Consider the following 24350-nt stretch of genomic DNA (forward strand, 5'->3'; position numbering starts at 1 on the left):
GCTGTTACTGGCGTTAGATGAAGCTTGTATGACAGTTGAATGACGTTAATTTTGTCATGAATAGCAGGCGCTTGCGGCAATGTTTCATTTGCGACAGGCTGTCCTGTTTCCGCGAAATCCCGTCATTGTTTTTGCTTTTTTTTAGTTGTCCCTCCTAACCGGGTTTGCGGAACAGCCTGGTCTGTTCGAACAGGCCTTCCAGCGTTTTCATGCGCTCCTTCGTCTCGTCCCAGGTCGAGTTCTGCACCGCCTCGATGAGCGCCTCGACGATAAAGAGTGTGACGACGGAGGAATCCCAGGCCGACGGTGCCTCGATCTGCACGCGAAAGGCGTGACGGGCGAGCTTGGCTGCAGGCGACGCCCACTGGTCGGTGAAGATGATGATTTCGGCACCGCGCTTGCGGGCGGCGGTGGCGAGGCTCACCATTTCCTGCTCGTAGCGACGGATATCGAAAATGATGAGCAGGTCGCCCGGATTCATATTGAGGACGTATTGCGGCCAGCTCGATGAATTGGAAGAGAGCAGCGCCGTGTTCGGGCGAATGACCTGCATATGGGTGAAGAAGTATTCGGCGAGTGCACCGGTGATGCGTCCGCCGACGAAATAGAGCGTGCGCTTGCGGTCCGAGAGCAGGGCAGCGACGCTGTCGAAGGTTGCCGTATCGAGATCGGAGAGCGTCTGGCGCAGATTGCCTATGATGGCATCGGCAAAGCGATTCAATATATGCGTGCCCGGCGCGTTCTGGGCCCAGCGGTCGTGCTTGGCGATCGGGTTGGAAATCGTCGCCTCGACCTCCTGATGCAGATGCTGCTGGAAGTCCGGATAACCCTTGTAGCCGAGTTTCTGGACCATGCGCACGACTGTCGGCGTGGAGACGCCAGCATTTTCGGCAATCGTGGTGATGCTGCCGAGGCCGGAGACGGGGTAGTTGTCGAGGAGGCTTTCGGCCAACTGCTTTTCGGCGCGTGTGAGCACGCCGAGATGTGAATGAATGACGTCCGAAACGGTCTTAGCCGCGACACTCACGTGATTTTGCTCCCCGGGATGGTCTGATGCCACTTTCCCACTGAAAGTTAACAACGCTGTCACAATCCATGTCAATAACTGTCATGAAAAGAAATTTTCAGAGTACGCTTGACACTGCCGTGAACCTGAAGAATTCTTTTCTTGTAAAGATTTCATTAAGCGATGGAGAGGTGCGGTTGGTGCTGGCTCAGCCCCGAATTCTCAGCGAAGCGGACGGCGATTGCGTCGCAATCGAACGCGTTCACGGCAAGAGTCCCGTGCTCATCATCTGCGAGCACGCATCCCGCACGCTTCCTGAAAATTTTGGCGATCTCGGTCTTTCGCAAGAGGCGCTTTCCAGCCACATCGCCTGGGATCCCGGCGCGCTTGCCGTTGCCCGCGGCATTTCGGCGGGTCTCGATGCGACGCTGATCTACCAGCGCTTTTCCCGGCTGATCTATGACTGCAACCGGCCGCCGAGTTCGCCCGGCGCCATGCCCGAGGTCAGCGAGATCTACACGATCCCCGGGAACAAGGATTTGACCGGCGAAGAGCGCCGCGCGCGCGCCGAAGCACTTTACCAGCCGTTCCATGATGCCGTTCGCGCGCTGATCCGCGACCGGCAGGCGAGGGGGCAGGATTGCGTCATCGTGACGATCCATAGCTTCACTCCGGTCTACAATGGCAAGCAGCGCGCCGTCGAGCTCGGCATCCTCCATGATGAGGACAGCCGGTTTGCCGATCGCATGCTGGCATCAGCGGCCGAGGCGCCGCTCTACCGCACCGAACGCAACGAACCCTATGGGCCTGAAGACGGCGTGACGCATACGCTGATCCTGCACGGCACGTCCAACGGGCTTCGCAATGTCATGATCGAGGTCAGAAACGACCTCATTTCAGAAGATACCGGTCAAGGGGTCGTGGCCGACTATCTAACAGGGCTTATCCAGCAAAGTCTGGATGCCTGAATAAAAACAAGACCCCGGGGAGCAGTTTAACTGCGACAGCCCGCAAGGCGAAAGCCACGGGCACTATTGGCACAGATCGGCCGCAATTCCGCGGGCGATTGTCAACAGGGGGAAGTCATGTCGGACTATTCCGAAAATGATAAGAAGCAGGATATGAGCATCCTGCATTCCATGGGCTATGCCCAGGAACTCGAACGGCGGATGAGCTCGTTCTCGAACTTTGCCGTCTCCTTCTCGATCATCTGCATCCTGTCGGGCGGCATCAACTCGCTGGCGCAGGCAACCGCAGGTGCGGGCGGTGCGGCGATCGGCATCGGCTGGCCGCTTGGCTGCTTCGTTTCACTCGTCTTTGCCGTGGCCATGGCCCAGATCAGCTCCGCCTATCCGACGGCAGGCGGCCTCTATCACTGGGGCTCGATCCTCGGCAACCGCTTCACCGGCTGGGTGACCGCCTGGTTCAACCTGCTCGGTCTCGTCACCGTTCTCGGCGCCATCAATGTCGGCACCTATTATTTCTTCATGGGCACGTTCGGCACGAGCTATTTCGGCCTGGCGGACACGACGACGGTACGCATCGTCTTCCTCGTTATCATCACCGGTGCGCAGGCGCTCGTGAACCATATGGGTATCGGTCTCACGGCCAAACTCACCGACTTCTCGGGCTACCTCATCTTCGCGACCGCGATCGCGCTTGCCGCCGTGTGCCTGATTTCGGCTCCATCCTACGAATTCGGCCGGCTCTTCACCTTCGCCAACTATTCCGGCGAAGCGGGCGGCAATGTCTGGCCCTCGACGTCGGGTCTCTGGGTCTTCCTGCTCGGCCTGCTGCTGCCGATCTACACGATCACCGGCTATGACGCTTCGGCCCACACGTCGGAAGAAACGGTCAAGGCGGCGCATTCCGTTCCGCGCGGAATGGTCTCTTCCGTGCTCTGGTCGGCGCTCTTCGGCTACATCATGCTGTGCTCCTTCGTGCTCATGCTGCCAAACATGGACGATGCGGCAAAGCAGGGCTGGAACGTGTTCTTCTGGGCGATGGACACGCAGGTCAACTCGACGGTGAAGGACATTCTCTACTTCGCGATCCTCATCAGCCAGTGGCTGTGCGGTCTGGCGACCGTCACGTCGGTCTCGCGCATGATCTTCGCCTTTTCGCGTGACGGCGGCCTGCCGGCTTCGAAGGGACTGTCGAAGGTCAGCCCGAACTACCGCACGCCGGTTGCCGCCATCTGGACGGGCTCGATCCTCTCGGTGCTCTTCGTCTGGGGCTCGTCGCTGGTTTCGATCGGCGAGACGCCGGTTTATACGATCGTCGTATCCTGCACGGTCATCTTCCTGTTCTTCTCCTTCGCGATCCCGATCGCGCTTGGCCTCTTTGCCTGGGGCACTTCGAAGTGGGACAAGATGGGGCCATGGAACCTGGGCGAGGGCGTGTTCAAGCTCTTCGCGGTTCTTTCCATCCTCGCGATGATCCTGATTTTCGTTCTCGGCATTCAGCCGCCGAACGGACCGGCGCTTTATGTGACCGTGGGCTTCCTCGTCCTGACCGGCATCGTCTGGTTCGGCTTCGAAAGCCGCCGCTTCAAGGGGCCGCCGATCGGCGACGAAGTGGCAAAACGCCAGGCCGAAATCGCAGCGGCCGAAAAGGCTGTCGGCGAACACTAAGAAACGAGGCTTCCCTCTCAACTGGCGGGGCCGCATCACGCGGCCCCCTCACGGTTCAACGAAAAGGCATCGGGCGGGTTGATCCCGGTGGTCGCATGCCGTTTCGTTGTCCCGATTTCCCGGTTTCAATTTCAGGCGGATAAATCATGAGCAGCTATACTCTCGACGATCTCAGACAGGACGTCGCCGACGGGCGCATCGATACGGTGCTGGCCTGTCAGGTGGACATGCAGGGGCGCCTGATGGGCAAGCGTTTCCAAGCAGAATTCTTCCTCGAAAGCGCCTGGAAGGAAACGCATAGTTGCAACTACCTGCAGGCGACCGACATGGAGATGGAGACCGTCTCCGGCTACAAGGCGACGAGCTGGGAAAAGGGCTACGGCGACTATACGATGAAGCCGGACCTTTCGACGCTGCGCGTCATTCCCTGGCTCGAAGGCACCGCGCTCGTTCTCTGCGACGTGCTGGACCACCATACGCATGAGGAAGTGGCACATTCGCCGCGCGCGATCCTGAAGAAGCAGGTGAAGCGCCTGGAGGACATGGGCATGAAGGCCTACATGGCCTCCGAACTCGAATTCTTCCTCTTCGACCAAAGCTATGAGGCAGCGCAGGCTTCCGGCTACCGCAACCTGAAGCTCACCAGCGCCTATAACGAGGATTACCACATCTTCCAGACGACCAAGGAAGAAGAGGTCATGCGGGCGATCCGCAAGGGTCTGCAGGGCGCCGGCATCCCGGTCGAAAATTCCAAGGGCGAGGCGTCCGCCGGCCAGGAAGAAATCAATGTGCGTTATGCCGACGCACTGACCATGGCCGACCGGCATGCGATCATCAAGAACGGCTGCAAGGAGATCGCCTGGTCGAAGGGCAAGGCGATCACTTTCCTCGCCAAGTGGCACTACAATGCCGCGGGCAGCTCTTCGCATATCCACCAGTCTCTCTGGAGCCTGGAAGAAAAGCCGCTCTTCTTCGATCATGCCGGCCATTATGGCATGACGCCGCTGATGCAGAACTATATTGCCGGGCTGCTCAGCCACGCGAGCGAGATCACCTATTTCCTGGCACCCTATATCAACTCCTACAAGCGCTTCATGGCCGGCACTTTCGCGCCGACCAAGGCTATTTGGAGCAAGGATAACCGCACGGCCGGCTATCGCCTTTGCGGCGAGGAGACCAAGGCGATCCGCATCGAATGCCGCGTCGGCGGATCCGATCTCAATCCCTATCTCGCCTTCGCAGCGCTGATTGCCGCCGGCATCGACGGCATCGAGAAGAAGTTGGAACTGGAAGCGCCCTATGAGGGTGACGCCTATTTCGGCAAGGATATCCGCGAAATCCCGCGCACGCTGCGCGCTGCGACGAAGGCCATGACCGAATCGGAGATGCTGCGCGCAGCCTTCGGCGACGAGGTCATCGACCACTACACCCGCGCTGCCGAATGGGAGCAGGAAGAATACGACCGCCGCATAACGGATTGGGAAGTGGCGCGCGGCTTCGAGAGAGCTTAAGAACGTAACCGAAGCGGAAAGCCGCCCGACTTGTGTATCCTGCGGAGGATCAGTCGTTGGGTCTTTCCCTGCGGCTCAGAGAAAACAGGATTCAGATCATGACGATGATCCAATGCATTTCGCCGGTCGACGGCTCTGTTTATGCGGAGCGTCCGGCGCTTTCGCTGGAAGCGGCAAAGGAAGCCGTGGCGCGTGCGCGCAAGGCGCAGAAGGCCTGGGCCAGGCGCCCGCTCGAAGATCGCGTTCAACTGGTGCTGAAGGGTGTCGCCCGTCTCAACGAGATGTCCGACGTCGTCGTGCCCGAGCTTGCCTGGCAGATGGGCCGGCCCATCAAGTATGGCGGCGAATATCGCGGCTTCAACGAGCGTTCTAATTACGTCGCGTCGATTGCGGCGGATGCGCTGGCACCGCTCGTCGTCGAAGAGAGCGACAAGTTCGAACGCCGCATCGAGCGTGAAGCGCATGGCGTCGTCTTCGTCGTGGCGCCCTGGAACTACCCTTACATGACGGCGATCAACACGATTGCCCCGGCGCTGATGGCGGGCAATAGCGTCGTGCTCAAGCATGCCTCACAGACGCTGCTCGTCGGTGAACGTCTGGTACAGGCCTTCGTTGAGGCAGGCGTTCCCGAGGACGTGTTCCAGAACGTCTTCCTTGATCACGAGACGACCTCGGCGCTGATTGCCGCCGGCAGCTTCAACTTCGTCAATTTCACCGGCTCGGTCGAAGGCGGTCGCTCCATGGAGCGCGCTGCGGCCGGCACTTTTACCGGTCTCGGCCTCGAGCTCGGCGGCAAGGACCCGGGCTATGTGATGGAGGATGCCGACCTCGACGCCGCCGTCGACACTTTGATGGATGGCGCGACCTATAATTCCGGCCAGTGCTGCTGCGGTATCGAGCGCATCTATGTGCATGAATCGCTCTATGACKCCTTCGTCGAGAAGTCGGTCGCCTGGGTTTCGAACTACAAGCTCGGCAACCCGCTCGATCCGGAGACCTCGCTTGGCCCGATGGCGCACAAGCGCTTTGCCAAGGTGGTGCGCGACCAGATCGCCGAGGCCGTTGCCAAGGGCGCCAAGGCGCTGGTCGATCCCAAGCTCTTCCCGACTGATGATGGCGGCGCCTATCTCGCTCCGCAGGTCCTCGTCAATGTTGACCATTCCATGGCTTTCATGCGCGAAGAGACCTTCGGCCCGGCCGTCGGCATCATGAAGGTCAGGAATGACGACGAAGCGCTGGCGCTGATGAATGACAGCCAGTACGGGCTGACGGCTTCGCTCTGGACCAAGGATGCCGAGCGGGCAGGGCGGCTCGGCCGCGAAATCGAAACCGGCACCGTCTTCATGAACCGCGCCGACTATCTCGATCCGGCTCTGTGCTGGACCGGTGTCAAGGAAACCGGCCGCGGCGGCTCGCTGTCGATCATCGGCTTCCACAATCTGACGCGCCCGAAATCCTACCATCTCAAGAAGGTCACAGCATGAGCAGCGCCAACATTACCGCCAACTGGAGCTACCCGACATCAGTCAAGCTCGGCCGGGGCCGCATCAAGGAACTGGCCGACGCCTGCAAGAGCCTCGGCATGAAGAAGCCGCTGCTCGTCACCGACCGCGGCCTCGCGTCGATGGCGATCACCAAGAACGCGCTCGACATTCTCGAAGATGCAGGCCTCGGCCGGGCGATCTTTGCCGATGTCGATCCGAACCCGAACGAAAAGAACCTTGAAGCCGGCATCAAGGCCTTCCGCGACGGCGGCCACGATGGCGTCGTCGCCTTCGGCGGCGGTTCCGGCCTCGATCTCGGCAAGTGCGTAGCCTTCATGGTCGGCCAGTCGCGTCCGGTCTGGGATTTCGAGGATATCGGCGACTGGTGGACACGCGCCAGCGTCGACGGCATAGCGCCGATCGTTGCCGTGCCGACGACAGCCGGCACCGGCTCTGAAGTCGGCCGTGCAAGCGTCATCACCAATTCGGCGACCCATGTGAAGAAGATCATCTTCCATCCGAAGTTCCTGCCGGGTGTCGTGATCGCCGATCCGGAACTGACGGTCGGCATGCCGAAGATCATCACCGCCGGCACCGGCATGGATGCTTTCGCGCATTGCCTGGAGGCTTACTCTTCGCCGTTCTACCATCCGATGTCGGCTGGCATCGCTCTGGAAGGCATGCGGCTTGTCAAAGAATTCCTGCCCCGCGCCTATAAGGAAGGTACGGATCTGGAAGCCCGCGCCAACATGATGTCGGCAGCCGCCATGGGCGCTGTCGCCTTCCAGAAGGGGCTTGGCGCAATCCATGCGCTCTCGCACCCGATCGGCGCCGTCTACAACACCCATCACGGCATGACCAACGCCGTCGTCATGCCGGCTGTCCTGCGCTTTAACCGCTCGGCCATCGAAGAGAAGATTGCGCGTGCCGCGGCCTATCTTGGGATATCAGGCGGTTTCGATGGTTTCTACGATTACGTCCTGAAGCTGCGTTCCGAACTCAACGTTCCTGACAATCTGACGGCGATGGGAATCACCTCCGACCGGATCGATGAATTGGCGGCGATGGCGATCGAAGACCCGAGCGCCGGCGGTAATCCGGTTGCATTGACGCTTGAAAATACCAAGACCCTGTTTGCGGATTGCTTCTGATCAGATAAAGGCGGACCTTTAAACTCGCCCGGAAAGCCTTGGCTTTCCGGGCTTTTTTCTTGTTTTGCGGGCTTCAGGGCATCCTTATTTCTGATGATGCGAAAAATGCAGGCCGCAATTTCAGCGGGTCCGTTTAACAGTTTGTTAACCACGATTGGCAAGGATGGGTTAACCGCACGATGCTCCGACAGTGCGATTAACAACGAGCGATGCCGGCTCGCGCCATTTCCCTTCGAGGACTAAGAATATGCCAGTCATCACATTCGCAAATACCAAGGGCGGCGCCGGCAAGACCACAGCGGTATTGCTGCTCGCCACTGAACTTGCCCGTCAGGGCTACCGCGTCACCATTCTCGATGCTGATCCGCAGCACTGGATTTCGCGCTGGCACGAAATCTCCGGCCATGTGGCAAATATCAGCGTCATCGATTTCGTAACGACTGCCTCGCTGCCGCTACACATCAGCGAAAACAAGCAGAATACCGATTACTTCATCATCGACCTGCCGGGCGCGCGCAATCCGCTGCTGGCAACGGCCGTCGGCCTCTCCGACCATGTGCTGATCCCAATCCAGGGCTGCGCTATGGACGCCCGCGGCGGCGCCCAGGTTCTCGAACTCCTGCAATATCTGGAGGAGAAGGCAGGTATCAAGATCGGCCATTCGGTCGTGCTCACCCGCGTCAATTCCATGGTCACCACCCGCGCGCTGCAACTCGTCAAGGCGCTGCTGAATGAGCGTCACGTGCCGGTTCTCGATACGGCGATCATCGAACGGTCGGCATTCCGCGACATCTTCGATTGCGGCGGCACGCTGCATACGATGGATCCGATGCGCGTCAGCAACCTCGACAAGGCTCGTGAAAACGCCCACTGTTTCGCTGAAGAAATCACCCGCAAGGTGCCGGGCCGGCTCCCGGTCGCGGTGCGGCTGGCAAACGCGATGCGCAGCGCTGCCTGATCATAACATTCGATGAAAAAATTGATGCCCCGGCCTGTGTCGGGGCATTTTCTATTTGCGATTACAGTTGCTCGCTGAGATGCTGGCCTCTCAAGCTGAGAAAATCCCGTTATCCGCGAAGTAACGCATGAGCATTACAGGGCAAGTTGACGACAGGCTTATCGATTCCATCTATGGAGTCGTTTTCGGCGAAGCGCGGTGGGATACATTCCTGACGGAGCTGAACGGGCTGTTGCCGGGGGCGGGCACCAGCCTTTTCCATCATGACGCTGCGCGTTCGGAAGGTTCGTCGCAATTCCATGTCAACATGGATCAGTCCTGGATCGATACTTACACGCAGTATTACTGCCGGCTGAATCCCTGGATATCGGGCCTCGACAAGATACCCGCAGGGCAAGGCGCAATCGGCGAGGATTTCATATCCTATGCCGATCTCTCCAGGACCGAGTTCTTCAATGACTTCTGGCATCGGCAGGAGGGCCAGGGCGCCGTTGGCATGGCGATCCTGCGGGAGAGCGGACGATCGTTCAATCTGTCGATCACCACGACGCGCTGGACCGATCCGGACGAGAGCCGGGACTGCGCTGCGCTCTTGACACGGCTCGGGCCGCATCTGAGGCGCGCCTTTATCGCGGTCGAATCCGGCGGCCGGCAAAAGAACCATTCGGAGATCAACGGGCGGCTGTTCGATGCCATTGGGATCGGTGTGTTGCTCCTCAATTCAGAGCGGCGACTGGCGTCCGCTTCCGTCTTCGGAGAGGCGGTGCTTGAACAGGGAACAGGTGTTTGGCTTTCACCGCTCGGAACGCTGCATCTTGCCGACAAGGATGCCGATGACCGTCTCACACTGATGCTGCGCCATGGCGAGGAGGTGGAGCGTCAGCAGACGGTTCTGACCGATGGCCGGAAGATCACCTTGCTCAAGCTTGAAAAGGGCCATCAGCCACGCTTCTTCGAACGGCCTGTCGTTGCCATCATGATCGAGCCGAAACAAAGCTCGGCGGGGCTGAGCGATGAGAAACTGCGTAACGATTTCGGTCTGACCCAAGCTGAGATCAGGGTCGTCAGGGCGCTGGTTTTGGGAGGCTCGATTCCTGGCCTGGCTGCCGAAACCAGCCGTTCGCGTGAGACGATCCGCTCGCAGGTGCGGTCCGTCTACATGAAGACGGGCGCCAGGAAGCAGGTGGAACTCTTGCGTCTCATTCAGTTCGGCGAGCGCCCGGCGGAGACGCCGAGCGAATAGACTTTCTCAATCGACGAATTCGACCGTCACGCCGGCCTTGACCATCTTGGCAAGCTCTGTCGCATCCCAGTTCGTCAGACGAATGCAGCCGTGGCTCTGGGTGCGGCCGATTCTGGAGGGATCGGGCGTGCCGTGAATGCCGTAAGTCGGCTTGGAAAGCGCCATCCAGACCGTGCCGACGGGACCGTTCGGGCCGGGCGGAATGTCGAGGATCTTGTCGTTGGTACCCTGCTGGAAATTGACCTTCGGATTATAGGTATAGCCGGGATTGAAGGCGACACGCTCGACCGTCACCGTGCCTGATGGCGAGGGCGTATCGGTGGAGCCGATCGAGGCGGGGTAGGCGGCAACGAGGTTGCCGGCATCATCATAGGCGAAGACCTGCTTGCGGCCCTTGTCCGCAAGGATCTTTGCAACAGTGCCGGCCTTGTTCCCGCCGGGATTGACGACCTTGATGACGGTGCCCGGCATCGTGAAATCCGCGCTGGGATTCATTTCCTTCAGGAAGTTTTCATCCATGTGGAAACGTTCGGCGAGCGCTTCGGTGACAGAGGTGTAGGCGAGGGACGGCAGAAGCGCCTTCTGCGAATAATCTTCCGGGATCTGCGCCACGTAAGGACCGGCGGCATCCGCATCGGTGATCGTGTAGTTGACGACCGGCAGGCCGCCATTCATGCGCAGCTCTTCAAGGATCGCATCGGTATTGTTCGGATCGAGCTTGGTGCCGGTCATCTGCTCATAGGCGTAAATTGCCTTGGTGACATTGGAGCCCATGTGGCCGTCAATGACGCCGGGCGAAACGCCGGATCGATCCAGAAACACCTGAAGCGCCACGATCTCGGGCTTGGACTTGTCCTTGAGCGTGATCACGGGCTCCTGCGGCGCCTGGCGTGGCTCGTCGGCTGGGGGGATCTGCTGACCGGGCTCGACCGCTGCGTAGTCGTCCTGACCCTGCTGATCGCCGGGGTAGGGTTGATCGTCAAGCGGCTGGCGCTCAATAGCGGCGTCCTGCGGGATGGAGCCGGTTACCGGGCCTCGCTCGGAATAACGTGTATCGCCGTAGCGGTTGTCGTCGGCGTAAGGATCGTTGTTATAAGGATCGTTGGCGGCCTCACGCGATGTGCGCGGCGAATAATAGCCGCGGGCGCGCATCTCGGTGGCGATGATGTTGCCGTAGCGGTCGACCAGCACGCGATTGCCGCGGTAGTCATGGGCATAGACGAAGCCGCGGCCGGGCGGGACGTAGTCGAGAATTTCGCCGCCTGGCGTCACCAGCACGATATCGCTCTGGTTTCGGCCGAATTGCTGGGCACCGGCCTGCGGCACGACAGCAGCGAGCGCCAATAGCGCGGCCGAAAGGGAAAGGGCCGATTTCATAAAGCGATTCACGTCTCACACCTCGATCAGTGGCTCGGCAACACACACCTGCCAATTTTGACGCTAGTGTGGAATTTCTTAAGCCGTGCTGAACAAAACATAAAAGTACCCGTGTTTCGCGTTTACCCATGAACGCTTGCGTGAAGATGACGTTTCCGTGAAGTCGCCGGTTGCGGGGCTGCCGGGGCCATTTCAGCGGTCCCGATTGACGAGGGTGATCGCACGACCTAACCCTACCGCAGCCAAGATTCCCGGGAGGACAAGCCGATGATCGAATTTGCCGCAGCAAGAGGGCCGCGCCTGATGCTGGACGAAACATCGGTGCTGGATATCGGCGGCTGCATCGTCGAAGGCATCGATATCGCGCCGAAGCGGGCGATCCCTGATGATGGCGACCCGCGAATCGATCACTCGCTGGAAGGCTTCCTCTTTACCTGCGGCCCTGATCATATCCGTCATCGCCAGCCAATTCCCGGCACTGATGGTAAGATCTATCCGCTGCACGGCTCGGCTTCCGGCCATCCGGCGAAGGTGCTGTGGACGACGTTTGAGAATGGCAATGCCGAATGCCGCGCCGATATCGACATCACCACGGTCGAGGGCCTGCCGCAGCGCATCGAGCGTCTGTGGCAGATCGACGGAGCGACCGGCGAAGTTTCGCTGGAAGATCGCGTCGTTAACACAAGCGATGAGACCGTGCCGACCTTTCTCATGTACCACATGAACACCGGCGGCAAATGGCTTGATGGCGGAACGCGGCTCGAAGGCCGGATGCTTGATGCTGGTGGCTTTCCCTGGACCTTCGGCGAGGAGCCGGGCGGCATCTTTTGTGTCGAGGCCCCCGCCACCGAGGACGGTTTTGCCGAAATCCGGCTCGGGCCAATCGCAGCCGTTGGTGGCAAGACGCTGAGGGTGCGGTTCCGCGCCGATACGCTGCCGTATCTGCAGATCTGGCGTAACCAGAAAGCGCCGGCCCATATCGTTGGTATCGAGCCCGTGTCGCACCGCTGGGTGCTGCGCCACGAGCTGGAAGCGGCGGGCGAGTTCAACTTGTTGAAGCCAGGTGAAAGCCGCAGCTACGGGCTACGTTTCGCCTTTGTCTAATGAAGGGCTGTTCAGCGAAGACGTGTTGACGCCTACGGGAGTGCGTCGTAGACCTTCAGCCCACCATTTTCGAGGAGATTGAGACGATGGATATCCGCCAGATCGACGATGAATACTCCGTTTCCGGCCAGATCACGGTCGAGGATCTCGACCAGATCAAGGCTCTCGGCTTCAAGTCTATCGTCTGCCATCGTCCGGACGACGAAAGCCCTGATCAAACGCCCTTTACCGTCATCGAGGCCCGCGCCAAGGAGATCGGCCTTGAGATCACCCATGTGCCGGTCGGCCCGATGGGCGTGACCGAGGAAGCCGTGCAGGGCATGGTCGATGCGCTCGACGAATTCGAACGCCCGATGCTCGGCTACTGCCGCTCCGGCGCACGCTCCACGGCGATCTATCAGAAGACGCATCACATCCGCGCCTGATCCGGCCGAACCGGACCAATCCGACGCCGCCTGAGCGCGGCGTCTTTCATTTGATGAACAGGAGAACACGATGAGCATCAAGCGTATCGACATCGGCACCCGCATGAGCGGCGCCGTCATTCACGGCAACACCGTCTATCTCGCAGGCCAGGTCGGCGAAGGCGAAAGCGTTGCCGATCAGTGCAAGTCCGCGTTCGGCGAAGTCGACCGCCTGCTGGCTGCTGCCGGCAGCAGCAAGTCGAAGATCCTGCAGACGATCATCTATCTCTCAGACATCGCCTATTTCGCAGAGATGAACGCCGTCTGGGAAGGCTGGATCGACCCGGCAAACCCGCCGGCCCGCGCCACCAGCGAAGCCAAGCTCGCTGCGCCGAAGTACAAGGTCGAGTTCATCGTTACAGCCGCTCTCGACTAAAGGCGTCACGAGATTGCTATTAGAGGCCGGTGAGGTGTGAACTGGATCAGTTCACGTACTTACCGGCTTTTTGTTTGAGAGATTTCCGAAAGTGTTCTGGTTGGCGTAATCGCCTCGGGATCGAGCTTGATCTCGATGATCGACGGCTTGCCGCTGTCGCGTGCTCGCTCGAAGGCCGACGCAAAGTCCTCGGTCTTTTCCACCGTCTCGCCATGGCCGCCATAGGCGCGGGCTAGTGCTGCAAAATCCGGATTGGTAAGGTCGGTAGCGCTGACGCGGCCCGGATAATCACGCTCCTGGTGCATGCGGATCGTACCGTAGATGCCGTTATTGACGACGACCGATATGATCGGCAGGCCATAGCGTACAGCGGTCGCAAATTCCTGCCCGTGCATCAGAAAGCAGCCATCGCCGGCAAAGCAGATGACTTGCCTCTCGGGGAAGAGCTGCTTGGCGGCAACCGCGGCCGGCAGGCCATAGCCCATGGAGCCTGACGTTGGTGCCGCCTGTGTGTTGAAGTGGCGGAAGCGGTGGAAACGGTGCACCCAGGTGGCGTAGTTGCCGGCGCCATTGGTGAAGATAGTGTCCGGTTTCGTATTGGCCTCAAGCCACTCCATGATCGGCCCCATGTGGACGGCGCCGGGACCTGTCGCCGGCGGCTTCGACCAGGAGAGATAGGCCTGATGCATGCGCTCGGTGCGTTGGGCCCAGCGCGGCTCAGGCGGGGCTTCGAGATCGGCGAGCGCTTCGACGAAATCGGCTGGGCTCGCACAAATCGCAAGATCGGGGCGATAGACGCGGCCGAGCTCGGACGGATCTGGATAAATGTGGACGAGCGATTGGGCCGGGTAGGGGATATCGAGTAGCGTATAGCCCGAAGAAGGCATTTCCGACATGCGGCTGCCGAGCAGTATAAGCAGGTCGCTTTCCTTGATCTCTTTCGCCAGCGCCGGATTGATACCGATGCCGACATCGCCGGCATAGGAGGGATGCAGGTGATCGAACAGCATCTGGCGGCGGAAGGAACAGCCGACCGGCAGGCTGAAGCGCTGGGCGAAAGCCTGGAAATCGGCGACCGCATCGGCATCCCAGCGGGTGCCGCCGAGGATGACCATCGGCCGCTCGGTCTTCAACAGGCGCAGGTAGAGATCGTCGATCTGGCTGCGGCCGGGATGGGCTTCGACGCCGGTGTAGCGCTTGGCGCGGGGTGCTTCGACCTCGTCGCGCAGCATATCCTCGGGCAGCGTCAGCACGACCGGACCTGGACGGCCGGAGGTGGCGATCGCAAAGGCACGGGTGACAAATTCAGGGATGCGGGCGGCATCGTCGATCTCGCCGACCCATTTGGCAAATTCCGTGAAGGCGCGGCGGAACTCGACCTCCTGGAAGGCCTCCCGCTCGCGCGCCTCCCGCTGCACCTGACCGATGAAGAGGATCATCGGGATGGAATCCTGCTTCGCGATATGCAGGCCGGCAGAGGCATTGGTGGCGCCCGGGCCGCGGGTGACCATGCAGATGCCGGGCTCCCCGGTCAGCCGGCCCCAGCAATCCGCCATCATCGCCGCGCCGCCTTCCTGACGGCAGACGATCACATCGATATCGCTGTCGTGCAGGGCGTCGAGCACGGCAAGGAAGCTTTCGCCCGGGACGCAGGAGAGGCGTTTTACGCCATTCGCCTTCAGTGCTTCGACGATCAGTTGTCCGCCTGTCCTTTTCATGGCCCCTTCCTTCTCATGGCGATGTCTTCCTCTCCCATTCCACAAGTTCGGCCAGTACTTCGGCATTGTGTTCGCCGAGACGCGGGCTCGGCCGTTCATATCGCAGCGGCGTTTCAGACAGCACGACCGGCGTACGTACGCCCGGGATCATTGTGCCCGCAGCATCCGGTAGATCGACACGTAGGCCGCGTGCCGCAATCTGCGGATCGGCAAACATTTCCTCGATCGTGTTGATGGCACCGGCCGGCACGGCATTGTCTTCGCAGGCCTTGAGCAGATCCGCTTTTTGCCATCTAAGCGTTTCGGTTGAGACCATCCGGCGGACTGCATCTCTGTTGGCGACGCGGGCCTTGTTGGTCGCGAAGTTTTCGTCATCGGCGATGACGAGGCCAAGGATGGTGCAGAGGCGGCGGAACTGGCCGTCATTGCCGATGGCAAGGATGAGATAGCCGTCAGCCGTCGGCACGACCTCATAGGGGGAGATATTAGGATGGGCATTGCCGAGGCGCACGGGGGCGCGGCCGGAGACCAGATAATTCATGTTCTGGTTTGCGAGGACTGCCGATTGCACATCGAGCAGCGCCATGTCGATCAACTGGCCTTCGCCTGATTTCAGGGCATGGATGAGGGCGGCCTCGATCGCCGAGACGGCATAGATGCCGGTAAAGATATCGGCGATGGCCACACCCGCCTTCATCGGCTGTCCCTCAGGCTCGCCTGTGATCGACATGAAGCCGGACATGCCCTGGACGATGTAATCGTAGCCGGCGAGATTGGCGTAGGGGCCGGTCTGGCCGAAGCCGGTGATGGAGCAATAGACGAGGCGCGGGTTGATCGCCTTCAGGCTTTCGAAATCGAGCCCGTATTTGACAAGGCCGCCGAGCTTGAAATTCTCGATCAGCACATCGGCGGTGGCGACGAGGCGGCGCACCAGCGACTGGCCTTCCGCGCTTTTGAGATCGGCGGTGACGGACCGTTTGCCGCGATTGGCGGAGTGGTAATAGGCGGCAGAGAGGTTTTCTCCATCCGCGCCCTCGACGAAGGGCGGCCCCCAGTGCCTCGTGTCGTCGCCGCCATCAGGATTTTCCACCTTTATGACATCGGCGCCGAGGTCGGCCAGCATCTGACCCGCCCAGGGACCGGCCAGCACGCGTGCAAGCTCGATGACCCTGATCCCGGCAAGCGGCGGCTTCTTCTTCACGTCTTCCGTCATGTTCCTCCCGGGTTCCTCCCAAACTCCTTCCGTGGGCGGCGGATTTCAGGGCGCCCGCGTTGCCTCAGATGTATCGGATACGGGTTTGGAAGCAAAGCGCCGCTCGCGCCAGATGATGTAGAGACCCGACGCGATGACGATCAGGATACCGACCCATTTCAAGGCATCCGGAAAATCGGCGAAAACCAGCCAGGCAAAGACCGTGGCCGAGACGATTTCCAGGTATTGCAGGGGTGCCAGCGTGGAAGCCGGGGCGGCGCGATAGGCATAGGCGGCAAGGATGCCGGTGATCGCCGCGGCGATGCCTGTGCCGAGCAGGTGGCCGAAGGCGGGAAGATCGGGCATGGTCGTGTCGATGATGTCGGAGCCGCTGCCATAACCGAAGAACAGGATGACGGCGCAGAAGAAAATGCCCCAGAGGCCGGTCTGGAACTGCATGGCCCAGGGATCTTCCCGATGCGACAGCACGCGTGTCATCAGTGCGAAGACGGCGATGCAGAAGGCACTGACGACGGGCAGCAGGGCGATGTAGCCGACCTGCTCGAAGCTTGGCTGGATGATCAGCATGGCGCCGAGGAAGCCCACGGCGCAGGCGCTGTAGCGCCGCCAGCCGATGGTCTCTTTCAGAAAGATGCTGCTGAGGATCGTCAGGATGATCGGCTCGACGAAGAAGATGGCGATCGCATCGGCAACCGCCATGACCTTCAGCGTTGTGACGAAGCTGATCATCGAGATGGTGACCATCGCGCCGCGGATCGCATGATACCAGCTCTGCTTCAGCGAGACCTGAATCTTTGCACCGCGCAGGAAGATGAAAGGCAGCATGGTGAGCGACTGGATGACGAAACGGAAGGCGGCAACTTCCGTCGAGGAGATCGTTGTCGTCGCCAGCTTCGAGAAGATGTCGATCAGCGGCGAGATCAGCACCGAGAGCAGCATGAAGAGCAAGCCGAGCGTCACCTCGGATGAGGCGGGATGGCGGGTGGAACTCAGGCTCGTCATCTCAGGTCCTTTCGCTCGGGACCGTGCGGATTGCCTCGTCGCACCAATTGGCGAAATCCGCAATTGCCGTTTCCGCGCCGATCTCGTTCAGCGTTTCATGCCGCATGTCCTGATATATCTCAGTGCTGATACGGGAGAAGCCTTGGCTTTTCAAATGCTTTGACAACCAGAGCACGGCTTTTCCATTGTTGGTCGCCGGGTCACCGCCGCCGCCGACAAGATGGATCGGCAGGTCCTTCGGCAGCTTCCCAAGCTGCCGGTCTTCTATGCCGCGGAAGGTGAGGGCGAAGACGTCCAGCCAAAGCGATACGGAGGCATCGAAGCCGCAAAGTGGATCGGCAATATAGGCGTCGACCTCGGCCCGATCGCGCGATAGCCAGTCGAATTCCGTCCGGTGATCGGGAATGGATTTGCCCCAGGCGGCAAATGTCAGCCTCGGCAGCATGTCGCTCGGCACGTCGGAGCCTTTCAATGCGCGCTCGGCAAGCAGGATCGCTTGCGCGGCGCGGCCGGAAAGACCGACGTCGAAATTCGAATTCCAGATAGCAAAGGCTGCGAAATGGCCGGGAAGAGCGGCGGCAGCGTTCAGCGCGATCAGGCCACCCATCGAATGACCGAACAGGATGACCGGCAGGCCGGGATGGCGGTTCGTGGCAAAGCCGTGTATGGCGGCGATGTCGTCGATGACGTGTTCGATGCCGCCCCGTCTTGCGAAACGGCCCAGCGGTCCATCGGGCGCGGTGGTCTCGCCGTGGCCGCGATGGTCGTGTGCGTAGACGTGATAGCCTCTTGCGGCCATGGCCTCGGCAAAGCGCCGGTAGCGGCGCGAGTGTTCGGCAAGCCCGTGAGAAATCATCAGGATAGCCCGCGCTTGTCCCTCCGCTGGCTGATGATGATAGGCAAGCGAAGCCCCGGCATTCTGAAGCCGCAATGTCTCGGAAAACATGCATTCCTCCCGCGCTCAAAAGACCAGATATCAAGGCAAATGCAATATTGCGGTTTGGCTCATACATGAGAAAGCATGGTTTTCGTTGCGATTCAGGGTTGCGCAAACTCCGTCTTCATGCTTTTTTGTTCCTGTATTGTTCTTTGTCGGGGCTATCAATGGGCAAGTTTTTCCTTTCAGTTTCCATCCTGTTTCTTTCGTTATCGTCAGTCGGCTCCGCATCCGCGCAGGAAAGCGGGCGCACGCGCTTCATCCTGGCGGCAAGCTGGCAGCCGGCGTTCTGCCAGACCAACCAGAAGAAGGCGGAATGCGCCAACCAAAGCGGCGACCGCTACGACGCGACCAACTTTTCTCTCCACGGTCTGTGGCCAATGCGGCAGGACTATTGTGGCGTACCCACCGATCAGAAGGCTGCAGATAAGGACAGTAATTGGACGAGCCTGCCGGCCGTGAGCCTTTCGGCTGAGACGAAGGCGGCACTCGACAAGGCGATGCCCGGCACGCAGTCGGGTCTTGATCGGCATGAATGGATCAAGCACGGCACCTGCACGAAAATGAGTGCCGACGATTATTTCACCACCGCCATTCATCTGATGGGCGATCTCAATGCTTCTGCCGTGCGTGATCTCTTTGCCGCCAATGTCGGCAAGACGCTGAAGGCCGATGCAATCAAGGCGGCCTTCGACAAGAGCTTCGGCGCAGGCGCCAGCGACCGGGTGAAGATGAGCTGCCGGCGCGTCGGCAACAAGCGCGTGATCAGCGAGTTGACGATCGGCCTTTCGCAGGATGCCGTTTCTGCTCAGGCAAAGGAGAAGGGTCTTGGCGGCCTCATCCAGGGGGCAGGGCAGACGTCCTTCGGCTGTGACGAAGGCCTTGTGGATGCTGCAGGCTTCTGATGGAAACATGCCGAAATCCTGACGAAACAGGGTTTCGGCGTTGCCCGCGGGCGTGGTTTCGCCTACATAGCGGCCACGATTTCAAGTTTCCGCCCGGAGCATCCCAGCATGGCACGCCAGTTCATCTATCACATGTCCGGCCTCAACAAGGCCTATGGCAACAAGAAGATCCTCGAGAATATCCATCTTTCTTTCTACCCCGACGCCAAGATCGGTATCCTCGGCCCGAACGGCGCCGGTAAGTCCACCGTGCTGCGCATCATCGCCGGTCAGGACAAGGAATATACCGGTGAAGCCTGGCTCGCCGAAGGCGCGACGGTCGGATACCTGGAACAGGAACCGAAACTCGATCCGAACAAGACAGTGTTTGAGAATGTCATGGAAGGCGTCGCCTCCAAGACGGCTGTGCTCGAGCGCTACAACGAATTGATGATGAACTATTCCGACGAGACGGCGGATGAGGGTGCGAAGCTCCAGGACATCATCGACAGCCAGAACCTCTGGGATCTGGAAAGCCAGGTCGAGATGGCAATGGAAGCCCTGCGTTGCCCGCCGCGCGATGCCGAAGTCACCAGCCTTTCGGGTGGTGAGCGCCGCCGTATCGCACTTTGCCGCCTGCTGCTGTCGCAGCCGGATCTGCTGCTGCTCGACGAACCGACCAACCACCTGGACGCCGAGACGATCGCCTGGCTTGAAAAGCATCTGCGCGACTATCCGGGCGCCGTGATGATGATCACCCACGATCGTTACTTCCTGGACAACGTCACCGGCTGGATCCTCGAACTCGATCGCGGCCGTGGCATCCCCTACGAAGGCAACTACTCGGCTTACCTGCTCGCCAAGGCCAAGCGCATGCTGCAGGAAAACCGCGAAGAGGCAGGCCGCCAGAAGGCGATCAGCCGCGAACAGGAATGGATCGCTTCCAGCCCGAAGGCCCGTCAGGCGAAGTCCAAGGCGCGTATCAAGTCTTACGAACAGCTGGTGGAAGCCGCCGAGAAGCAGCGTCCCGGTGACGCGCAGATCATCATCCCGGTCAGCGAGCGTCTCGGCCAGGTGGTCATCGAGATGGAAGGCATCACCAAGGGCTTCGAGGGCCGCACGCTGATCAGCGATCTGTCGATCAAGCTGCCGCCGGGCGGCATCGTCGGCATTATCGGCCCGAACGGCGCCGGCAAGACGACGCTGTTCAAGATGATCACCGGCCAGGAAAAGCCGGATGCGGGATCGGTCCGCGTCGGCGAGACTGTGCATCTCGGTTATGTCGACCAGAGCCGCGACGCGCTCGACGGCAACAAGACGGTCTGGGAAGAAATCTCGGGCGGCGCGGAAATCATCAAGCTCGGCAAGTTCGACATGAACTCGCGTGCCTATTGCGGCGCCTTCAACTTCAAGGGCGGCGACCAGCAGCAGAAGGTCGGCAATCTCTCGGGCGGCCAGCGCAACCGCGTTCACCTTGCCAAGATGCTGAAGGCCGGCGGCAATGTTCTGCTGCTCGACGAACCGACCAACGACCTCGATACGGAAACGCTCGGCGCTCTGGAAAGCGCGCTGGAAGCATTTGCAGGCTGCGCGATCATCATCAGCCACGATCGCATGTTCCTCGACCGTCTGGCGACGCATATCCTCGCCTTCGAAGGCGATGGCCATGTTGAATGGTTCGAAGGCAACTTCGAGGATTACGAGCAGGACAAGGTCCGTCGTCTCGGCCCCGATGCCCTCAACCCCGGCAGCCAGGCTCACAAGCGCCTGACCCGCTGATCAGCGATCATTTACGCTTTCGGAAAGCCCCGGTTTGGCCGGGGCTTTCTTGTTTTTATTGTCGTTATCACCAAAGGCAATTTCGCAAATCGGTGAAATGCCGCTTGCCTCAGCTACCCAAATCACATAAAGATATCTTTATATCTTGATTGGGTAGAATATGAGCGAACCCCTAAGGCTTGGACTGGATGCGCTGGTGGACGTCTTGAAGGCGGCCGGCGAACCGACGCGCCTGCGACTGCTGGCGCTGCTGGCGGCGGGTGACCTGACCGTGACCGATCTTACGGAAATTCTCGGCCAATCCCAGCCTCGTATCTCACGGCATCTGAAGCTGCTCGGTGAGGCGGAACTGATCGACCGCTATCAGGAGGGTGCCTGGGCCTATTTCCGGCTGGCGCATGAGGGCAAGGCTGCCGCGTTGGTGCGGGCTTTGCTGAAGCATGTCTCCGAAAACGACCCCGTCGTCCAGCGCGACGGCGAGCGTCTCGCCACCGTCAAGCGGCAGCGCGCCGAGCGGGCACAGGCCTATTTCAGCCGCAACGCCGCCGAATGGGACGAGCTTCGCCGTCTGCACGCCGCTGACGAAGAGGTGGATGCGGCCGTCATCAAGTTGCTCGGCGGCAATCCGATCGATTCCCTGCTCGATCTCGGCACCGGCACCGGCCGGATGCTGGAGCTTCTGTCCGGTCGTTATCGCCACGCAATCGGCGTCGATGCCAGCCGTGACATGCTGAGCGTGGCGCGCGCCAATCTCGACAAGTCACGTATCACGACGGCTTCGGTGCGCCATGCCGATATCCTGAACCTGCCTTTCGAGGGACAGGATTTCGATCTGGTGACCATCCATCAAGTGCTGCATTTCTTCGATCAGCCTGATATCGCGATCACCGAAGCCGCGCGCATGCTGCGGCCGGGCGGACGTCTCGTCATCATCGATCTGGCGCCGCACAATCTCGAATACCTTCGCGATGAACATGCCCATGTCCGTCTCGGCTTTTCGCATCAGGCCATGTCGGAATGGGTGCGTAAAGCCGGGCTCGATGTCGAGCAGGTCGTCGATCTTCATCCGGGTCAGCAGGGTGGGCAGGGCCTTACGGTCACGATCTGGCTCGCGCGTGACCCGAGGCGCCTCATGGCCTCGCTGGAGAGCGAAGGCGCCGTACCTACATTTGCCGGGAGAGAATAAATGACCCAGAAAAACGACGCCCGCCGCCGCGATATTGCGATCTCCTTCGAGTTTTTCCCGCCGAAGTCCGAGGAGATGGAAGGTCAGCTGTGGAACACCGTCCGCGATTTGCAGGACTGGAACCCGGAATTCGTCTCCGTGACTTATGGTGCCGGTGGCACCACCAAGGCGCCGACGCTCTCGACCGTCACGCGGTTTCTGGCTGACACTCCGCTCGCAACCGCCTCGCACCTCACCTGCGTCAGCGCTACGAAGGAAGAGACGCATCAGGTCGTCGACAGCTTCCGCAAGGCGGGTGTGACGCATTTCGTGGCGTTGCGCGGCGATGCGCCCGGCGGCGTCGGTGCGCCCTATCAGCCGCATCCGGGCGGTTATGCCAATGCGGCGGAACTGGTGGCCGGCCTCAAGCAGATCGGCGATTTCGAGATTTCCGTCTCTGCCTACCCGGAAAAGCATCCCGAAAGCCGCGACCAGGTGGCCGACATCGACATGCTGAGGCAGAAGGCCGAGAATGGCGCCGACCGCGCGCTGACGCAGTTCTTCTTCGACAACGACAATTTCGAGCGCTATCTCGAGAAGGTGCGCGCCGCCGGCGTCAAGATCCCCGTTGTGCCTGGTATCATGCCGATCCAGAATCTGACGCAGCTGAAGCGTTTTGCCGGTGCCTGCGGCACGGTCATCCCTGATTTCCTCGATGCGCGTTTTGCCGGATATGATGACAAGCCGGAAGAGCGTGCCAAGGTCGCAGCCGAGGTTGCCGCGGAACAGATCGAGGATCTTATCCGTCGCGGGCTGCACGAGTTCCATCTCTACACGATGAACCGTGCGCCGCTGGTTTCGGCCGTTCTCGACAATCTCGGCCTCTCGCGCCAGACGGCAAGAAGCGCGGGCGCGGCAGCTTAAACCGACACACGCTTTTGCAGACAAAGGAAAAGCGCATGGCCGGGCGGGGCATGCGCTTTTCGGTGTTGTTTGTTCTTCAGGAGTGTAGGTATTTCAGTTTCTGACGCTTCGCATCGGCTCAAATGAAGAGCATGGATACGACGAATGCGAACGCTGCACTGACCAACAGGACATTCAAGGATTGCGTAAGTCCCATGTCTGCCTCCTCGCGTTAACAGGCTAATAATATGTCGGAAAAGTGTCGATTGGAAAGCGCTTCTTGTGCTGCACTGCCGAAGAAGGCAGTGGATAAGTCTAACCACCATTCTGCAAGTTGCTGATATTTAATCGGAAAATTCCGCTCTCAAAATTTAACGATCCGTTACAATTCGGTAGTCTCGATTCATACTTTTGGCGGAAGAATGGCGCGCTGCAGCATAATACTTTCAGGCTACCGCGCCTGAGCGCCGGTAGACGCGGCCGTCGAGTATGACGAGCCCAGCGCCGATCAGCGCCATGCCGGCAATGTCGGTCATTTCCAGCCGCTCGCCGAGGAAGAGGAAGCCGAGCAGTATCGCGCTCGGCGGTACGAGCAGCGTCACCAGCGAGGTATTGGTGGCGCCTGCCGCCGCCATGATGCGAAAATAGAGGATATAGCCGAAGGCGGTGGACACCAGGGCAATCGCCAGAATGGCGGCGATGGAATTGATTGAAGGCATGGCAAGCGCCCAGGGGTGGTCCAGGGCGAGCGATAGCGGCAGGGCCACGAGCGAGGATGCCGTCATCTGGCCGGCCGCAATGACCGGCGGCGCGACGCCCTTGAAGCGCTTGCTGTAGGTGGCGGCAAATCCGTAGGAGACCGCGGCGATCACAGGCAGAAGGAGCGCCCAGAGGGGCAGGTCACTGCCATCAGCGACGCTCGGGCCGATGAGGACGACCGTGCCCAGCAGGCCGGTGAGGCAGCCGATGATCTTGGCCGAGGAGAGCTTCTCGTCCGATGTCAGGTAATTGGCGATCAGCACCGTCCAGATCGGCGTCGTGGCGTTGAGGATGGAGGCCAGGCCGGCGCCGATGCGCGTCTGGCCGAAGAAGATCAGCGCATGGGGCAAGGCGTTGTTGAGGATGCCGAGAACGAGGAATTCGCGCCAGCGTCTCTTCAGGAGCGGATAGATGCCGAAGCGGCCGCCGATATAGACATGAAGCGCAAGGGCCGCGATGGATAGGCGCAGGAAGACGAGGGTAAGCGGCGGCACTTCGGAAACAGCGATGCGCGCGAAGAAGAAGGAGCCGCCCCAGATCAGACCAAGCAGGGCAAGGAGCCCCCAGGTCAATGCGCTCATTCTCTGTTCCATGCCGATTCCTCCCGCTCCAGACGAAAGTTCTATCCTATCGACAAGGAGCCGCCACCCGATTCATGCAGCCGGGTGGCGAGAGGCAATGGT

At 60.3% G+C, this 24350-nt stretch carries 21 protein-coding genes; 14 read left to right on the plus strand and 7 right to left on the minus strand.

The features are described from left to right. Nucleotides 1–154: 154 nt before the first annotated feature. Nucleotides 155–1027 (minus strand): MurR/RpiR family transcriptional regulator, encoded by an 873-nt coding sequence (locus tag AC1DUP_RS02550; protein ID WP_113300065.1) that lies wholly within the window; start codon nt 1025–1027, stop codon nt 155–157. 176 nt (nt 1028–1203) lie between these two features. Between AC1DUP_RS02550 and AC1DUP_RS02555 the strand changes: the two genes are divergently transcribed. The 7 genes from AC1DUP_RS02555 (at nt 1204) to AC1DUP_RS02585 (ending at nt 9986) form a co-directional block, all read left to right on the plus strand. Then, nucleotides 1204–1974, plus strand: coding sequence for an N-formylglutamate amidohydrolase (locus AC1DUP_RS02555; protein WP_113506944.1), 771 nt, complete (start codon nt 1204–1206; stop codon nt 1972–1974). Nucleotides 1975–2091: 117 nt separating this feature from the next. Next, nucleotides 2092–3639 carry an amino acid permease gene (locus AC1DUP_RS02560; RefSeq protein ID WP_113308044.1) on the plus strand — a complete coding sequence of 516 codons (1548 nt, stop codon included), beginning with the start codon at nt 2092–2094 and terminating at the stop codon, nt 3637–3639. 146 nt (nt 3640–3785) lie between these two features. Then, the gene (locus tag AC1DUP_RS02565; protein WP_477831997.1) at nt 3786–5150 is read left to right on the plus strand and encodes a glutamine synthetase family protein; all 1365 of its coding nucleotides are present in this window, start codon (nt 3786–3788) and stop codon (nt 5148–5150) included. Nucleotides 5151–5248: 98 nt separating this feature from the next. Continuing rightward, a complete protein-coding gene (locus AC1DUP_RS02570) occupies nt 5249–6634 on the plus strand; it encodes an aldehyde dehydrogenase family protein (protein WP_477831998.1) in 1386 nt (461 codons plus the stop codon). Beyond that, complete coding sequence (locus AC1DUP_RS02575) at nt 6631–7785, plus strand: iron-containing alcohol dehydrogenase (RefSeq protein ID WP_113506942.1); 1155 nt, start codon at nt 6631–6633, stop codon at nt 7783–7785. Before AC1DUP_RS02570 ends, AC1DUP_RS02575 begins: the two co-directional genes overlap by 4 nt. A 247-nt stretch (nt 7786–8032) precedes the next feature. Continuing rightward, nucleotides 8033–8743 (plus strand): ParA family protein, encoded by a 711-nt coding sequence (locus tag AC1DUP_RS02580; protein WP_113300070.1) that lies wholly within the window; start codon nt 8033–8035, stop codon nt 8741–8743. A 127-nt stretch (nt 8744–8870) separates the two neighbouring features. Next, nucleotides 8871–9986 (plus strand): helix-turn-helix transcriptional regulator, encoded by a 1116-nt coding sequence (locus AC1DUP_RS02585; protein WP_477831999.1) that lies wholly within the window; start codon nt 8871–8873, stop codon nt 9984–9986. Nucleotides 9987–9992: 6 nt separating this feature from the next. On the opposite strand, the gene AC1DUP_RS02590 is transcribed toward AC1DUP_RS02585, so the two are convergent. After that, on the minus strand, nt 9993–11375 hold the full coding sequence (locus tag AC1DUP_RS02590; protein WP_477832000.1) for a L,D-transpeptidase: 1383 nt from the start codon (nt 11373–11375) through the stop codon (nt 9993–9995). Between the two features lie 255 nt (nt 11376–11630). On the opposite strand from AC1DUP_RS02590, the gene AC1DUP_RS02595 reads away from it, so the two are divergent. From AC1DUP_RS02595 to AC1DUP_RS02605, 3 genes are all read left to right on the plus strand, one after another. Then, nucleotides 11631–12467 (plus strand): DUF4432 family protein, encoded by an 837-nt coding sequence (locus tag AC1DUP_RS02595; RefSeq protein WP_477832001.1) that lies wholly within the window; start codon nt 11631–11633, stop codon nt 12465–12467. Between the two features lie 86 nt (nt 12468–12553). Next, nucleotides 12554–12892 carry a protein tyrosine phosphatase family protein gene (locus AC1DUP_RS02600; RefSeq protein WP_477832002.1) on the plus strand — a complete coding sequence of 113 codons (339 nt, stop codon included), beginning with the start codon at nt 12554–12556 and terminating at the stop codon, nt 12890–12892. 70 nt (nt 12893–12962) lie between these two features. Beyond that, nucleotides 12963–13307, plus strand: a complete 345-nt coding sequence (locus AC1DUP_RS02605; RefSeq protein ID WP_477832003.1) for a RidA family protein — start codon at nt 12963–12965, stop codon at nt 13305–13307. Nucleotides 13308–13366: 59 nt separating this feature from the next. Here the strand turns inward: AC1DUP_RS02605 and AC1DUP_RS02610 are convergent, their stop codons facing one another. The 4 genes from AC1DUP_RS02610 to AC1DUP_RS02625 are packed head-to-tail and all read right to left on the minus strand — an operon-like array spanning nt 13367 to nt 18186. After that, entirely contained in the window at nt 13367–15025 is a 1659-nt protein-coding gene (locus tag AC1DUP_RS02610) for a thiamine pyrophosphate-binding protein (protein WP_477832004.1), read from the minus strand. A 13-nt stretch (nt 15026–15038) separates the two neighbouring features. Further along, complete coding sequence (caiB, locus tag AC1DUP_RS02615; RefSeq protein ID WP_113308050.1) at nt 15039–16238, minus strand: succinate--glutarate CoA-transferase; 1200 nt, start codon at nt 16236–16238, stop codon at nt 15039–15041. A 45-nt stretch (nt 16239–16283) separates the two neighbouring features. Continuing rightward, the gene (locus AC1DUP_RS02620; RefSeq protein ID WP_477832005.1) at nt 16284–17240 is read right to left on the minus strand and encodes a DMT family transporter; all 957 of its coding nucleotides are present in this window, start codon (nt 17238–17240) and stop codon (nt 16284–16286) included. Between the two features lies 1 nt (nt 17241). Beyond that, nucleotides 17242–18186 (minus strand): alpha/beta fold hydrolase, encoded by a 945-nt coding sequence (locus AC1DUP_RS02625; RefSeq protein ID WP_477832006.1) that lies wholly within the window; start codon nt 18184–18186, stop codon nt 17242–17244. Between the two features lie 158 nt (nt 18187–18344). On the opposite strand from AC1DUP_RS02625, the gene AC1DUP_RS02630 reads away from it, so the two are divergent. The 4 genes from AC1DUP_RS02630 to metF all read left to right on the plus strand — a co-directional run bounded on the left by AC1DUP_RS02630 (nt 18345) and on the right by metF (nt 22929). Beyond that, nucleotides 18345–19082: a ribonuclease T2 family protein gene (locus AC1DUP_RS02630; protein WP_115034385.1), complete on the plus strand. Its 738-nt coding sequence runs from the start codon at nt 18345–18347 to the stop codon at nt 19080–19082. Nucleotides 19083–19190: 108 nt separating this feature from the next. Then, a complete protein-coding gene (ettA, locus tag AC1DUP_RS02635; protein ID WP_113300081.1) occupies nt 19191–20840 on the plus strand; it encodes an energy-dependent translational throttle protein EttA in 1650 nt (549 codons plus the stop codon). A gap of 160 nt (nt 20841–21000) precedes the next feature. Then, on the plus strand, nt 21001–22026 hold the full coding sequence (locus AC1DUP_RS02640; RefSeq protein WP_113506934.1) for a metalloregulator ArsR/SmtB family transcription factor: 1026 nt from the start codon (nt 21001–21003) through the stop codon (nt 22024–22026). Further along, nucleotides 22027–22929, plus strand: coding sequence for a methylenetetrahydrofolate reductase [NAD(P)H] (gene metF, locus AC1DUP_RS02645; protein ID WP_113300083.1), 903 nt, complete (start codon nt 22027–22029; stop codon nt 22927–22929). Between the two features lie 425 nt (nt 22930–23354). On the opposite strand, the gene AC1DUP_RS02650 is transcribed toward metF, so the two are convergent. Next, on the minus strand, nt 23355–24260 hold the full coding sequence (locus AC1DUP_RS02650) for a DMT family transporter (protein WP_477832007.1): 906 nt from the start codon (nt 24258–24260) through the stop codon (nt 23355–23357). Nucleotides 24261–24350 lie beyond the last annotated feature (90 nt).

This window comes from Rhizobium sp. 01L419 (assembly GCF_056400025.1).

Bases quoted from the DNA above. Each gene is read 5' to 3' on its own strand.
- AC1DUP_RS02560 (WP_113308044.1), top strand. From the start codon at position 2,092: ATGTCGGACTATTCCGAAAATGATAAGAAGCAGGATATGAGCATCCTG.
- AC1DUP_RS02565 (WP_477831997.1), top strand. From the start codon at position 3,786: ATGAGCAGCTATACTCTCGACGATCTCAGACAGGACGTCGCCGACGGG.
- AC1DUP_RS02575 (WP_113506942.1), top strand. From the start codon at position 6,631: ATGAGCAGCGCCAACATTACCGCCAACTGGAGCTACCCGACATCAGTC.
- AC1DUP_RS02580 (WP_113300070.1), top strand. From the start codon at position 8,033: ATGCCAGTCATCACATTCGCAAATACCAAGGGCGGCGCCGGCAAGACC.
- AC1DUP_RS02585 (WP_477831999.1), top strand. From the start codon at position 8,871: ATGAGCATTACAGGGCAAGTTGACGACAGGCTTATCGATTCCATCTAT.
- AC1DUP_RS02595 (WP_477832001.1), top strand. From the start codon at position 11,631: ATGATCGAATTTGCCGCAGCAAGAGGGCCGCGCCTGATGCTGGACGAA.
- AC1DUP_RS02600 (WP_477832002.1), top strand. From the start codon at position 12,554: ATGGATATCCGCCAGATCGACGATGAATACTCCGTTTCCGGCCAGATC.
- AC1DUP_RS02605 (WP_477832003.1), top strand. From the start codon at position 12,963: ATGAGCATCAAGCGTATCGACATCGGCACCCGCATGAGCGGCGCCGTC.
- AC1DUP_RS02610 (WP_477832004.1), bottom strand. From the start codon at position 15,025: ATGAAAAGGACAGGCGGACAACTGATCGTCGAAGCACTGAAGGCGAAT.
- caiB (WP_113308050.1), bottom strand. From the start codon at position 16,238: ATGACGGAAGACGTGAAGAAGAAGCCGCCGCTTGCCGGGATCAGGGTC.
- AC1DUP_RS02620 (WP_477832005.1), bottom strand. From the start codon at position 17,240: ATGACGAGCCTGAGTTCCACCCGCCATCCCGCCTCATCCGAGGTGACG.
- AC1DUP_RS02625 (WP_477832006.1), bottom strand. From the start codon at position 18,186: ATGTTTTCCGAGACATTGCGGCTTCAGAATGCCGGGGCTTCGCTTGCC.
- AC1DUP_RS02630 (WP_115034385.1), top strand. From the start codon at position 18,345: ATGGGCAAGTTTTTCCTTTCAGTTTCCATCCTGTTTCTTTCGTTATCG.
- ettA (WP_113300081.1), top strand. From the start codon at position 19,191: ATGGCACGCCAGTTCATCTATCACATGTCCGGCCTCAACAAGGCCTAT.
- AC1DUP_RS02640 (WP_113506934.1), top strand. From the start codon at position 21,001: ATGAGCGAACCCCTAAGGCTTGGACTGGATGCGCTGGTGGACGTCTTG.
- metF (WP_113300083.1), top strand. From the start codon at position 22,027: ATGACCCAGAAAAACGACGCCCGCCGCCGCGATATTGCGATCTCCTTC.
- AC1DUP_RS02650 (WP_477832007.1), bottom strand. From the start codon at position 24,260: ATGGAACAGAGAATGAGCGCATTGACCTGGGGGCTCCTTGCCCTGCTT.